General features: G+C 62.1%; 13 protein-coding genes. 7 read left to right on the plus strand and 6 right to left on the minus strand.

The window, feature by feature from the left end:
• The first annotated feature begins 165 nt into the window (after positions 1 to 165).
• Both AXW67_RS08700 and AXW67_RS08705 read left to right on the plus strand, forming a co-directional pair.
• On the plus strand, positions 166 to 726 hold the full coding sequence (locus AXW67_RS08700; RefSeq protein WP_027551137.1) for a hypothetical protein: 561 nt from the start codon (positions 166 to 168) through the stop codon (positions 724 to 726).
• A gap of 653 nt (positions 727 to 1,379) precedes the next feature.
• The gene (locus AXW67_RS08705) at positions 1,380 to 1,655 is read left to right on the plus strand and encodes a hypothetical protein (RefSeq protein WP_027551138.1); all 276 of its coding nucleotides are present in this window, start codon (positions 1,380 to 1,382) and stop codon (positions 1,653 to 1,655) included.
• 225 nt (positions 1,656 to 1,880) lie between these two features.
• Here AXW67_RS08705 and AXW67_RS08710 read toward each other — a convergent pair whose 3' ends face one another.
• The 4 genes from AXW67_RS08710 to AXW67_RS08725 form a co-directional block, all read right to left on the minus strand.
• The gene (locus AXW67_RS08710; protein WP_063677525.1) at positions 1,881 to 3,608 is read right to left on the minus strand and encodes a methanol/ethanol family PQQ-dependent dehydrogenase; all 1,728 of its coding nucleotides are present in this window, start codon (positions 3,606 to 3,608) and stop codon (positions 1,881 to 1,883) included.
• A gap of 118 nt (positions 3,609 to 3,726) precedes the next feature.
• On the minus strand, positions 3,727 to 4,386 hold the full coding sequence (locus AXW67_RS08715; RefSeq protein ID WP_063677526.1) for a QcrA and Rieske domain-containing protein: 660 nt from the start codon (positions 4,384 to 4,386) through the stop codon (positions 3,727 to 3,729).
• A 277-nt stretch (positions 4,387 to 4,663) separates the two neighbouring features.
• On the minus strand, positions 4,664 to 5,128 hold the full coding sequence (locus AXW67_RS08720) for a group III truncated hemoglobin (protein WP_063677527.1): 465 nt from the start codon (positions 5,126 to 5,128) through the stop codon (positions 4,664 to 4,666).
• Between the two features lie 192 nt (positions 5,129 to 5,320).
• Complete coding sequence (locus tag AXW67_RS08725; protein ID WP_027551142.1) at positions 5,321 to 6,172, minus strand: 3-hydroxybutyryl-CoA dehydrogenase; 852 nt, start codon at positions 6,170 to 6,172, stop codon at positions 5,321 to 5,323.
• Positions 6,173 to 6,594: 422 nt separating this feature from the next.
• Between AXW67_RS08725 and AXW67_RS08735 the strand changes: the two genes are divergently transcribed.
• Together AXW67_RS08735 and AXW67_RS08740 are read left to right on the plus strand one after the other, a co-directional pair.
• Positions 6,595 to 6,900 (plus strand): ABC transporter substrate binding protein, encoded by a 306-nt coding sequence (locus tag AXW67_RS08735; RefSeq protein ID WP_063677529.1) that lies wholly within the window; start codon positions 6,595 to 6,597, stop codon positions 6,898 to 6,900.
• 59 nt (positions 6,901 to 6,959) lie between these two features.
• Positions 6,960 to 7,385: a YybH family protein gene (locus AXW67_RS08740; protein WP_027551144.1), complete on the plus strand. Its 426-nt coding sequence runs from the start codon at positions 6,960 to 6,962 to the stop codon at positions 7,383 to 7,385.
• A gap of 100 nt (positions 7,386 to 7,485) precedes the next feature.
• On the opposite strand, the gene AXW67_RS08745 is transcribed toward AXW67_RS08740, so the two are convergent.
• Complete coding sequence (locus AXW67_RS08745) at positions 7,486 to 8,208, minus strand: hypothetical protein (protein WP_063677530.1); 723 nt, start codon at positions 8,206 to 8,208, stop codon at positions 7,486 to 7,488.
• Between the two features lie 823 nt (positions 8,209 to 9,031).
• Between AXW67_RS08745 and AXW67_RS08755 the strand changes: the two genes are divergently transcribed.
• Both AXW67_RS08755 and AXW67_RS40340 read left to right on the plus strand, forming a co-directional pair.
• Positions 9,032 to 9,571, plus strand: a complete 540-nt coding sequence (locus AXW67_RS08755; RefSeq protein WP_245315502.1) for a hypothetical protein — start codon at positions 9,032 to 9,034, stop codon at positions 9,569 to 9,571.
• 90 nt (positions 9,572 to 9,661) lie between these two features.
• Complete coding sequence (locus tag AXW67_RS40340) at positions 9,662 to 10,162, plus strand: septal ring lytic transglycosylase RlpA family protein (protein ID WP_145927495.1); 501 nt, start codon at positions 9,662 to 9,664, stop codon at positions 10,160 to 10,162.
• A gap of 85 nt (positions 10,163 to 10,247) precedes the next feature.
• Here the strand turns inward: AXW67_RS40340 and AXW67_RS08760 are convergent, their stop codons facing one another.
• Positions 10,248 to 11,726, minus strand: coding sequence for an FAD-binding oxidoreductase (locus AXW67_RS08760; RefSeq protein ID WP_063677532.1), 1,479 nt, complete (start codon positions 11,724 to 11,726; stop codon positions 10,248 to 10,250).
• A 227-nt stretch (positions 11,727 to 11,953) separates the two neighbouring features.
• Between AXW67_RS08760 and hisC the strand changes: the two genes are divergently transcribed.
• Positions 11,954 to 13,006 carry a histidinol-phosphate transaminase gene (gene hisC, locus AXW67_RS08765; RefSeq protein ID WP_063677533.1) on the plus strand — a complete coding sequence of 351 codons (1,053 nt, stop codon included), beginning with the start codon at positions 11,954 to 11,956 and terminating at the stop codon, positions 13,004 to 13,006.
• Positions 13,007 to 13,083 lie beyond the last annotated feature (77 nt).

Genomic DNA, 13,083 nt, shown 5'->3' on the forward strand with positions numbered 1-13,083 from the left:
GATCGCGGCTTGACCACCGCGCGTCGTGGTTGTGGATGGGTCTGCATCGTTGCGGGAGGCCAACAAGGAGCCTAGGATTATCACGTGCAAGCACCTCAGTGCAGATGGCCGCCTTTCGGCTTACTCCGCGGCTGCCATCGACAAAGATCACAGGAGGACATCGCGATGAAATCGCTGGCTTATGCAACCTTATTTGCTCTCGCATTTGCCCCGAGCTACGGCTTCGCTCAAGGCTCAACCGGCCACAACATGAGCGACGAAGAGCTGATTAAACTATCGCTGTCAGCCGCGCCCGAGGCCATCGCCAAAGATGCAACGATCGTCGCTATGGACCACGACGGCAAGATGCGGACATTGCGCCAAGGAACGGGGCAGTGGACGTGCATGCCAGGTCACGCCGATCCGGCCAACCCGGACCCGATGTGCGGCGATAAGAACGCGATGGAATGGGCAACAGCCTGGATGGATCACAAGGAGCCACCGGCGAACAAGGTAGGGTTCATGTACATGCTCCGAGGAGACGGGGGTGCGAGCAACACCGACCCGTATGCAACAAAAGAAGAGGCCGGCAACAACTGGATCAAGACCGGCGCACATGTGATGATCGTCGGCTCTGGCGCCAAGATGTTGGATGGTTATCCACGCGACGCGAAGGCGGACCCAACGAGACCCTATGTGATGTGGCCCGGCACGCAGTACGAGCATCTGATGCTGCCGGTCCGCTGACCTCGCGATCTCGCACTCCCTACGTTCATACAAGAAGCCGCAAGGCACGCGGCAGACGCCATAAAGAAGTGAGTTCGCTGACACGGACTAACACTCGCCGGACCTTTCGGGGCGGCGCTGTTGTTTGCGCTTCCGTGAAGAGCGCCCGCGCTATGCAGCGGCATTACCTTGCTTGTCCGCCCCACGCATCACGATCTTGAGCGCGTCATCCGGTAACTGCCAATGCAGCGCGCCTCATCCCACGGTGCGCGCATTCAGACATCGCGCTCTCATCGGCCGCCAGGATCACCGGTATCGGCTTGGCTCGACCACTGCGTTCGCTTCCGTGGTCAGGATCCGGTAGACCCGATGCGGCCCGCAGACGGGCTTGGACTTGGTGCCACGGTTGCCAATGAATTCAGTCCTGCGAAAAGGGCGCAGCCCGCATAATTACTGGCTTTCTATGTCCATAAACGAACCGACGCGACTTCCGGAAGTCGGCATGCTGCCTTCATAGGCCACGAAGGAAGACGGCCATGAACGGGGCAGAGCGTAGGTTCATCGTCACCACGATGACCGGATTTTTCGTGCTGATGGGGGCAATGAGCTTGCTTATGATGGTTGGCTAAGGGGCGCCCGAACATGACGATCTCATGTCCCGGTGACTGACGCTGATGGCCCTGCAATTCCACCGCGCTGTCGAGCACATGGAAATATGGAGCGCGAGCAGCGAGGGCTATTCGTTCGTGATCAGCCATGAGAGTCCCGCCGGTCCCGGCTTTCACGGGCAGCCGGGCTATGTGGCGTCATGGCGACCGCTCTATCAGACCAATGGCGCGATCAAGATCGGCGGCTCACCGTTCAAGACTTTCGCGGAAGCGGAAGAAGCCTGCACCACGATGCTGAAACATCTCGAAAGGCAGGACGGCGGCGCCGATCTCGGAGCATGAGGCGGCGTTTGCCCTTTGATCCCGACCAGTCGAATTTCTCTGCCTGCTTCTTGCGTGGCCTTGCAATGTAGTCCGCCTTCTTTTGCGTGGGGACGAGTGGCGGTCCGCCTCAAGCAGGCAGCTATGCCCCTCTCAGGGCGCACACAGCAGAATGCGGCGGACGCTGCCGTCCGCCGCATTCGCTCGCCCCCTGCACACTCCGCTTCTTTCGATCCGCCAGCGGAGCTATTTCTTGAGCGCAAAGACCCAGACCACACCGCCCTGCGGCACGTTGGATTCGATGCCGATATCGTTGGTCGCCAGCGCATCCTGGATGCGCTGCGCATCGACGCCCCAGCCGGACTGGATTGCGATGTACTGCGTGCCGTCGACCTCATAGGAGATTGGCATGCCCATGATGCCTGAGTTGGTCTTCTGCTCCCACAACAACTCGCCAGTCTTGGCGTTGAAGGCGCGGAAATTGCGGTCGTTGGTGCCGCCGGCGAAGACGAGGTCTCCGGCGGTCGCCGTCACCGAGCCGAACAGCTGCGACTTCGGGAAGTTGTGCTGCCACACCTTCTTGCCGGTCGTGGGATCCCAGGCCTGGAGCTCGCCGAAATGATCGGCGCCGGGCTTGGCCTTCAGGCCGATGTCTTCCGGCTTGGTGCCGAGCCAGAGCTCGCCCGGCTTCAGCGGAATCTTCTCGCCGGTGAAGCCGCCGCAGAAATTCTCGTTGGCGGGCACGTAGACGAGACCGGTCTTCTGGCTGTAGGCCGCCGACGGCCAGTCCTTGCCGCCCCAGAGCGACGGGCAGAACTCGACGCGTTTGCCGACGACCGGCTTGTGCGCGGGATCGACGATCGGCTTGCCGCTCTCGGGCTCGATGCCTTTCCAGACGTCGGTGGAGACGAACGGCCAGCCGGCGACGTAATTGATCTTGGTCGGCGTGCGCTCGAGCACCCAGAAGATCGCATCGCGGCCCGGATGGATCAGGCTCTTGATGCTGCGGCCGTCACGTTGCAGATCGACCAGCATCGGCGCATCGACCTCGTCCCAGTCCCACGAATCGTTCTGATGATACTGGTGATGGGTCTTGATCTTGCCGGTGTTGGGATCGAGCGCGATCACGGACGAGGTGTAGAGATTGTCGCCTGGATGCATCTCGCCGGGCCACGGCGCGGCATTGCCGACGCCCCAGTAGATCGTCTTGGCGTCCTTGTCGTAGGTGCCGGTCATCCAGGCCGAGCCGCCGCCGTTCTTCCAGTCCTCGCCCTGCCAGGTATCATGACCAGGCTCGCCTTCACCGGGAATGGTGAAGGTTCGCCACAACTCCTTGCCGTCCTTGGCATCGTAGGCGGCAACGTAGCCGCGCACGCCGAACTCGCCGCCAGAGCCGCCGACGATGACCTTGCCGTCGACGACCAGGGGCATCAGGGTCATGTACTGCCCCTTCTTATAATCCTGCACCTTGGTGTCCCACACCACCTTGCCGGTCTTGGCGTCGAGCGCGACGACGTGGTCGTCGGTGGTGGCGAGATAGAGCTTGTCGTCCCAGAGGCCGACGCCGCGGCTGGTCGGATGCAACTGGAACAGATCGTCGGGGAGTTGCCGCTTGTAGCGCCAGTATTCGTCGCCGGTCTTGGCATTCAGCGCGATCACCTGCCCCATGGGAGTTGCCACGAACATCACGCCGTTGTTGACGATCGGCGGCGCCTCGTGGCCTTCGACGACGCCGGTGGCGAAGGTCCAGACCGGCGTGAGATTCTTGACGTTCGAGGTGTTGATCTGGTCGAGCGTGCTATAGCCCTGCCCGTCATAGGTCCGTCGATAGAGCATCCAGTTGCCGGCTTCCGGATTCTCCAGGCGCTGCGCGGTGACCGGACTGTAATTCTCGATCGGGCCGGCGCCGGCGGCGATCGGGACGAGGCAGGTGAAGGCGACGAAGCCGGACAGTAACCATTGCTTCCTGGTCATGGACGTTTCCCCTTGATTTCATCCGTTGAATTCTTGATGTGAATTCTTGTCGTTCTTCTCGTCACCCGCACGAGATGCGGATGCGGCCTGTCGTGATGCGGGCGCGACCCGCGATCCATCATCCTGGCTGCTGGCCACCTACCTTTCCGATGAAATTGCCGGCGACGTTGAGCGTGGCGTCAACGAGCGCCAGCGGCAGCGCGGCGAGCCGCCGCGGCGCCGGCCCGAATACGACCTGCGCGCCCGCGCGGGGATCGTATTCGGAGTTGTGGCACATGCACTTGAAGACCTCCTTGTCGCCTACATCGCTCTTGACCCAGGCGGTGACGGGACAGCCGGCATGCGAGCAGATCGCCGAATAGGCGATGATGCCATCCACGGCGCGCGATTTGGTTTGCTCGTCGAGTTCGGCGGGATCGAGCCGGATGATCAGGATCTCGTTCAGCCGCGAGCCGCTGCGCACCACCGATGTCTTGGGATCTTTCGGCCAGGCATGCACCGGCGGTCCGCCGCGCGGCAGATCGGCCGCGGTGATGACCTTTCCTTCCTGATCGCCTTCAGAGAAGACGAGGAGATCGCCCTTCTGCGGCCGCTCGTCGGCGCCGGGCGCGTCTTCGCCTGCACGGGACGGTGCCGAACAACCAAGGCAGGCCGTGGTGACAAGCGCGCCGATCAGGAGCGTTCGCCGCGTTTGCTCCGCGCCCGCGTCGGCGTCAGGTTCCGTTGCGATGTCAGAGGACGATGATGTTGAGGTGATGTTGAACGATGAGCTCGACATGCATCTAGCAGGCGCTGCAACTCTGCCAAAAACATGGCGGAGAATTGGCATCGCAGTGCATCAATATGGCTTTGCTCGCTTTGATTGAACGCGAGTGAACGCGTTCACGCGCATTTTCGCGATTGCAACGTCATGATGCGCGATCGGTCATGATGATTTTGCAGGTCAGACCGATGATGTCAGTATTGGTGCAACGCGCCATCATGCGGCGCAATGCAACACGATGACAATGCAACTGCACGTTTTGCAGGCAATTTGTCGTTTCAGCATCTCAGTTTCAGGATCTCAGCATGTGGCGCGGCGCGGCAATGCGCCCCGCGACCGTGGCCGATGCCATCTCAAAACTATCGGCGATGCGCCGCGCCTTGTCGATGAAGAGCGCAGCGGCGGCGGGCGGACAGACGTCGCGGGCGGTCTGCTCGAACAGGTCGAGCCAGCGATCGAAATGATCGCCGATCAGGCTCAGCGGCAGATGCGCCCGCATCGGCTGGCCATGATAGCGGCCGGTCATCAGCACAACCGATGACCAGAAATTCCTCAGCTTGGCGAGGTGCTCGTCCCAATCCTTGACGACCGCGAACACCGGGCCCAGCAATGCATCCTCGCGCACGCGCCCGTAGAAGCGGGTGACGAGTTCCCCGATCATCTCTTCGGTGATCCCGGTGCGCTCGATCGCATCCTGAACCAAGAGGCTCCGCCGCTCGGCCGCAGCTTCCCGCTCGGCCTTCAGTCGATCCGACATTCCCTTGCTATCCGTTCGTTGGTTCCGCAACCGCCCTTGCGACATTGTCTGGGCTGACCACGCCGCTCCGTCTTTGTCGCAGCGCAAATTGCGGGAGAGGAGCGGCGGACGCTATATCTTGAGCATGATCTTGTCGGAAAACCGCTACGCAGTTTTCCGGATCATGCTCCGAACACCCGCCGCCTGCGCCAATCAGGCGCTGTAGGTGTAGAAGCCCTGCCCGGTCTTGCGGCCGAGATGGCCGGCATCGACCATCTCCTTGAGCAGCGGCGCTGGACGGTATTTAGGGTCGTTGAAGCCTTTGTAAAAGACCTCCATCACCGACAACATGGTGTCCAGCCCGACGAGATCGGCGAGCGCCAGCGGACCGATCGGATGGTTGCAGCCGAGCTTCATGCCGGCGTCGATCTCTTCCGCCGTGGCGATCCCTTCCTGAAGCGCGAAGATCGCCTCGTTGATCATCGGGCACAGGATGCGGTTGACGGCGAAGCCCGGGCTGTTCTTGGCGGTGATCGCCACCTTGCCGACGCGCTTGGCGAAGTCCAGAGCCTTGGCGTGAGTGTCGTCCGAGGTCTGCAGACCGCGGATGAGTTCCAGCAGCGCCATCACCGGAACCGGATTGAAGAAGTGCATGCCGATAAAACGGTCGGGGCGATCGGTCGCAGCGGCGAGCTTCGTGATCGAGATCGACGAGGTGTTGGTCGCGATCAGCGTGCGCGGCGACAACGTCGCGCAGAGATCCCTCAGGATCTTGACCTTGAGCTCCTCGTTCTCGGTCGCGGCCTCGATCACCAGGTCGCAATTGGCGAGCTTGGCCCGGTCGGTCGTTCCCGTGATGCGCTTGAGAGTCGCCTCGCGGTCGGACGCGGACAGCTTCTCCTTCTTGACCAGACGGTCGAGGCTTCCGCCGACGGTGGCGATGCCGCGGCTGACGGCGGCATCGGAGATGTCGACCATCACCACGTCGAGCCCCGCCGCCGCGCAGATCTGCGCGATGCCGTTCCCCATGGTCCCTGCCCCGATGATGCCAACGGTTTGGATCATTGATTCACATCCTTCTCGTCCTGCGGGCGTGCCAGCAAGGGCCCAGCCCCATTTTCCCAGCATCAGGGTTTAGCACCGCTGCCGGGCGGGTGCGACCTGATCCTGGCCCTTCCTTAACGCATCCTCGGCCGGAATAAAGCCGCCTGTTCCCTTGGATAGGCCTGATTTGCCGTTCTTTCGGCCTGTTTGGCCCGCGCCCATCTCGCCCCCAGGGAATGCCGAGGATGCGGGGAGACCGGGCCGGTCGGGTGTGCAGGCCGACCGGTCGAGGGCCAGCCTGACGGCGGCGACCTTCGCGAGCATTCCCGCCCATCGTGAGCGTTGCAAAACTCTCGTCTTCCGCTCAAGATCACATCGTTTTTGCATTTCGTTTCAGCAGTCGATTTTGAGCTCGATCAATGTTGCGACGGAATTTCATATGGATGATCGGCGATCCGACGAGACCGGCCATCGCGATGTTGCCTGCCAAACCGAGAATGCCGGCGGTCTACCAATCCAGCCCGTTCATGTCGCTGGGTGCGCTGGCGAGCTATCATCCCAAGATCGAGTCGATCTGCATCAAGGTGGCACGGTACGTCGACCGGGTTTTCAAGGGCGCCAATCCGGCCGAGTACCCCGTCGAGCAACCAGTGATTTTCGAGCTCGCCGTGAACCTCAAGACGGCCGCGGCACTTGGCGTGACCATTCCCGACAGCGTGCTCGCCCGCGCCGACAAGGTGATCGAATGAAAACTTCGCGCCAAGACGACTGCCTGCATTCACATCGTGCACTTAGCCTGGAGACGATCATGCGCAGCATAGCGTTGACAATCGCATTCGTGATTTCATTGAGCGCGCCGGCTTCGGCTCAGAAGGCCGAGATTGACGCGATCAACGCGAAATGGATCGAATTTTTCAACAAGGGAGATTTCGCCGGGATCGGATCACTCTACAGCACTGATGCAACCGCGCTCCCGCCCGGCTCTCCGATGGTGCACGGCCGAGCAGCCATCGAGGCAATGTGGAAGAGCATGGCCGAACAAGTTGCCGATCCGAAGCTCACAACGGTCGACGTCAAGCCACTTGGGCCAGCCGCCGCACGCGAGATCGGCACCTTCGTCCTGAAGACCAAGGGACCGACGCCGCAGGAGGTGACTGGAAAGTATGTCGTTGTTTGGGAGAAGGTCGGAGATGACTGGAAGCTCGCGACCGACATATGGAACGATGGCAAGTAGGCTTCTCTCGTGCGGTAGGACCGCTTTGCGCCAGAAGCTGGCTTCCGCGCGAGATTGCGGTCGACTGGCAGTTGCATCGACGCGCGAAAGATTCCACCGACTAGTGATGCAGTAGCACGGCCTCCCGAATGGCTCGGCTCGAGCCTAAGACGGATGCGAGCCCCAGAGCCATCAGCAGCACGCCAAGCCACCTCCAGTCCCACCCATCATCGCCGGCCTCGATGGTTGGAAAGGCTAGCGGCGTCGCCGAAGACGCGGAAGCGGCAACCACGTCACTGGCGGCCGGCGCGGCCGCCAGAAGCGCCTCCACGTCGACCTGACTCGGCGTGATGCGGTCAGCCGTCAGCCGGTCGTTCGCGCGGTTGAGAACGGGAGCCAGCGTGGTCGCGGTCGCGAGAGGATCGGCATCAGCCACCTGCACGGGCGCGGAAGGGCTTGGCCGAGACGTATCCACAGGTACTGAGCGAACCAGCTCCGCGCGCGCATCCACCGCAACCTTCCGCGTACGCCCTGCAGTCTCGTTCTCCCGAGCCGTGGCATATTTGGCGGCGCGGCGCTGAAGCAGCTTCTTCATCGGCGCGGTCCCTTCTGCAGCCTGAAACCAGCATTTGCGACGGCCCTCCAATCGATAGACCCAGTGCTGGCCGTCGGCGGTCGACTTACCGGGTCGCGGCACGCACGCCTCTTGCTCGGATGTGGGCGCGGGCGGTGTCGGGGGAGCGACATTAAAGAAGTCGGCGAAAGGGTTCGAAGACGCGGGCGACGTCGAGAGGGCTGCAAGAAGGACAAAACCGGCGAAGTAAAATCGCAAATGACCGGACATGGAAAACCCCGGTGTTGCGCCCCGCCCGGCCCTGACCTTTGGCCGTGACCTGGGTCGCAATGCGGCTTAAATCCGGCGGCGCGGTGGATTCATTTCTGGCAGTCGGCGTCGAAAGTGCGAACTACCAGACTGCCTCTTCTGAGGTTAATCAGAAATGGCCGATTTGCACACCAAGCGCACTCGCGGGTCAAAGCCGAACGGAGCGAAGGCGGCCAGATCGCGCGCCGCTATTGGATTTTGGCCAGGCACTCCTTTAGCCGCTCAAGCTCCGAGCGAACTTGAGACTCCATGGCGCCTTGTAAAGCTACCGTACCTTTGCTGAGCAATTCCCCTGAGGCCTTCCTGTCCAGGTTCTGTCTCCAATCCCGGATTGCCTGCTTGACCTCCCGTTGCGCCTGCGTGGTCGACTTGAGGTACGTCTGTATGCAGGCGTCGGTCGACGAGCACGTCTGGCACTCTTGGGCGGCGGCCGGACTCGAGACAAGCAGGGCGAGTGTCGCAGCAAGGACCTTCATCGCTCCATCCTCCCATTACACCATATCAGCGTGCCGGCATCTCGTCGCGCGCCAAAGATCCGCCACAAACCAAGACGCGATCGTTTCGCAACGATTCCGCTAACTCATCGAAATGCAAAGGGTTTCCGCCAGGGAACAGTGCGCGTGCATGCACCGCGCAACAAACGTTGCAGTTAGTTTAAGCGGCGGCCGGGAGCCGCTAATTCGACTTCCGGCGTCACACCTGAACCGTCGTCGGCCATTGTTTTCCGGCCTGATGCGCTACGGCGGACGTCCGCATCACAACATCAACTTGGGTAGGGACATTGATGAAAATTCTGTCTGCGCTGCTCACGGCAGCGCTCTTGCTCGCGGGCATGGGGTCAGGCCACGCGGCGGTTCGGATTGCAGACGACCCGGGTGGGCAGATTGGAGAGTACCTCTCCAAGTACAGCGAACTCCGCGCTTCAGGCCAAACGGTGATGATCGATGGCCTTTGCGCTTCGGCCTGCACCATCCTCCTCTCGACAATCCCTCACGACAAGATTTGTGTCACCTCGAACGCGACGCTTGGCTTTCACGCCGCTTATGATTTCGCCGGCAATGGCCGAACTGTCACTAATCCTGAAGCAACCCAGTTGCTCTATTCGGGGTATCCATCCCAAGTGCGGCGTTGGATTACAAGTCGCGGCGGTCTGACCCGCAGAATGATCTTCCTTCGCGGCAGACAGCTCCAAGCCATGTATCGCCCGTGCTACGTCGATGCCCGTGCTCCCGCCGCGGTGCCAGCCAACCCTGCTTTCGTCGACCAGGACCAGCGCGGCTTCCTCGCCAGTTTTGGCGCCCGATTGGCACCAATCCGCAAATAAATGGCTCGGCTCTGATAGCACCTGCACTCTCGCGCAACCTCGCGCGAGAGCCCGCCGAATGCTGCATCCAAAATCAGTCAAGGAGCCCCGATCGTGTTTCGCTTGAGCGCCGCAATTTGCGGCGCCGTAATGACGCTTGCCACTTCATCCGTTGCCATGGCTCGGAGTGAAATCGGCGCGGTTCGTTCAGATGCCGTCGATAGCGCCGCTTCTGGACCCGCGATCGTCGGCGCAGCCTCCACGTACAACCCGTTCCGGCCCGGATATCGGGAGGGCGGCGTGAACACAGCCTCCGGGGAGCGCTATGATCCATCTGCGTGGGCGGCGGCCATCAAGACTGATTTGCGTAAGAAGTTTGGCGGGGTTCAATTTGGCGCGAAACCGAAATATGCCCTCGTCGAGGGTGCAGGCAAGAAGGCCATCGTCAAAATAAACGATGTAGGACCTCTCACGCCTGGTCGCATCATTGATTTGAATGAGCGGACGATGCGCCATTTCGATCCAAGCCTGCAACGAGGAGTCATTGCTGGCGTCAAGGTTACGCCGCTTGCAGGCGACGATTGGACACCCGGACCAATTGCCTATACGTGATTGCAGGCTGCAGCGGCACCAACGTCCGCTTTGCGAGCGCCCTTAGCGGACATGTTGCAGCCGCATCGCGACACCTGCGTCTCGCTCACGAAAGACGCAGCACCTTTCCCGGGTTCATGATGTTCCTGGGATCGAGCGCCCGCTTGATCGTGCGCATGATGTCGAGCTCGGTCCTGGAGCGATAGTGCGCCAGCTCGTCGAGCTTCTCGATGCCGATGCCATGCTCGGCCGAGATTGAGCCTCCCATCGAGGTGATGAGGTCGTTGACGACCCGCGTGATCGCCGCGGAATATTGGTCGAGCGTCTCGCGATCCATGCCCTTTGGACCCATGAAGGAGAAGTGCAAATTGCCGTCTCCGATATGGCCGAGGGGGTATGGGCGGATCGTCGGCAGGATCTCGAGCACGGCTTTGAGACCCTTGTCGATGAAGTCAGGGATTATGGAGACCGCGACCGACACGTCGTAGCTCAAGCCGGGCCCCTCGGTGCGCGAGGCCTCGGCCACGCTTTCGCGAATGCGCCACATGTTGCGCGACTGCGCTTCCGTTTGCGCGATCACCGCATCCAGCACGCGGCCCGCCTCGAGTTGGTCGGCCAGGAACTGCTCCATCTTGTCCGACATGCCCGCAGCGCCGTCCTGCCGCGGCCGGGCCGACGACCATTCGAGCAGGAGATACCATTCGGTCGCCGCCTTGAGCGGATCCTGGGTGCCGGGTATGTGGCGCAGCACCATGTCGGTGCACGCGCGGCTCATGAGCTCGCAGGAGCCGACATTGTCGTCGGAAGGGGCATACGCTTCCGACAGGATCTCGATGGCGGCTAGCGGATCGCGGATGGCGAGCCACGCCGTGCACACGTCCTTTGGCGCGGGCCAGAGCTTCAGCACCGCCTTGGTGATGATGCCGAGGGTGCCTTCGGCGCCCATGAACAGATGCTTGAGGTCGTAGCCGGTATTGTCCTTCTTGAGTGCACGCAAGCCATCCCAGACGTCGCCGTTGGCGAGCACGACCTCGAGGCCCAGCACCAGATTGCGCGCATTGCCATAGCGCAACACCTGCACGCCGCCGGCATTGGTCGACAGATTGCCTCCGATCATGCACGAGCCCTGGGCACCCAGGCTGAGCGGAAAGAAGCGGTCATGACGTGCAGCCGTGTCCTGAAGCGTCTCGAGGATGCAGCCCGCCTCCACGGTCATGGCGTAACCGACGGGATCGACATTCAGCACATGGTTCATGCGGCCGAGCGACAGCAGGATGCCGCGATGCGTAGGCCACGGCGTAGCGCCGCCCATCAGACCGGTGTTGCCGCCCTGCGGCACGATGGCAATGCCGTTGTCATAGCAGAGCTTCACGACAGCGGAGACTTCCGCGGTGCTGGCGGGACGCACGACCGCTGCAGCCTGCCCGGCCAGCGCGCCGCGCCAGTCGGTCACGAACGGCCGCTTGTCCTGCTCGTCCAGGATCAGGCCCTTGTCGCCCACGATTACCTGCAAGCGGTCGAGAATGGCAGCGGTCACGGGCGCGGTCGGAATGGAGGGAATGGTGGGAAGGGCTGCACCCGGCATGTATTCCTCTCTTTTTGCGGCTCTTCTGCGCAGCCTGGGTGCGCCGGCCTTCGTTCTTGTTTTCGGTTCTGGACGTTTGCGGCCGACCCTAGCATGAGGGCAGCGCTTGCGGGAACGTCTCCGGCTGCGACGCTGGTGCAGATCTGCTTCGAATGCTCAACGGGAGGCGCACTTCCACCGACGCCCGGCATATCCTACTGTGCTCCGATCAACTTGGATCGGAGATCATGAGCCGCTTCTGGAGTCCGGTCGTCCATACGCTGTCGCCCTACGTGCCGGGCGAGCAGCCGAAGCAGGACGGCATCGTCAAGCTCAATACCAATGAGAACCCCTACCCGCCCTCGCCGCGCGTGCTGGCGGCAATCGCATCGGCTGCGGAGCGGCTGCGCCTCTATCCCGATCCGCGGGCGACGCGGCTGCGCGAGGCGATCGCGGCGGGCTGCGATGTGGCACCCGAAGAGGTGTTCGTCGGCAACGGCTCCGATGAGGTTCTGGCCCACACCTTCCAGGCCCTTCTGAAGCACGATGCGCCGCTGCTGTTCCCCGACGTCACCTACAGCTTCTATCCCGTCTATTGCGGCCTCTATGGGGTCGCTCACGAGGAGATGCCACTCGATGGCGCGATGAGAATTGAGCTCGCCGATTACCGGCGACCATCGAGTGCCATCCTGCTCTGCAATCCGAACGCGCCCACCGGCATCGCCCTGCCGCGCGACGCAATCGCCGCCCTGCTCGCCGAATATCCGGACCGGCTGGTGGTGGTCGACGAGGCCTATGTCGATTTCGGCGCGGAGAGCGCCGTGCCGCTCGTTGCACGTCACGACAATCTGCTCGTCGTCCAGACCTTCTCGAAATCGCGCTCGCTCGCCGGCTTGCGGGTTGGTTTTGCGATCGGTCAACGGCCGCTGATCGAAGCGTTGGAACGGGTGAAGGACAGCTTCAACTCCTATCCCGTCGATGGCCTCGCCATCGCCGGCGCGGTCGCGGCCATCGAGGACGACGAGTGGTTTCGGCGGACCCGCGCCCGCATCATCGCAAGCCGCGAAGCGCTGACCCGCGATCTCCGGCAGCTCGGCTTCGAGGTGCTGCCTTCGCTCGCGAACTTCGTCTTTGCGCGTCATCGCAGCCAAAGCGGAGCCGATCTCGCGGCTGCGCTTCGGCAGCGCGGCGTTCTGGTCCGGCATTTCAAGAAGCCGCGCATCGAAGACTTCCTGCGCATCACGGTCGGAACGGAAGAGCAGTGTGGCCGGCTGATTGAAGTGCTGCGCGATCTGATCTGAGCCAGGACTGGCGGCGGACCACGCCGCCGCATCGCGCTAGCCGGCAAGATGCGACAATATAGCTGACAAATCCGAAT

The organism is Bradyrhizobium neotropicale (genome assembly GCF_001641695.1).
GTDB lineage: Bacteria > Pseudomonadota > Alphaproteobacteria > Rhizobiales > Xanthobacteraceae > Bradyrhizobium > Bradyrhizobium neotropicale.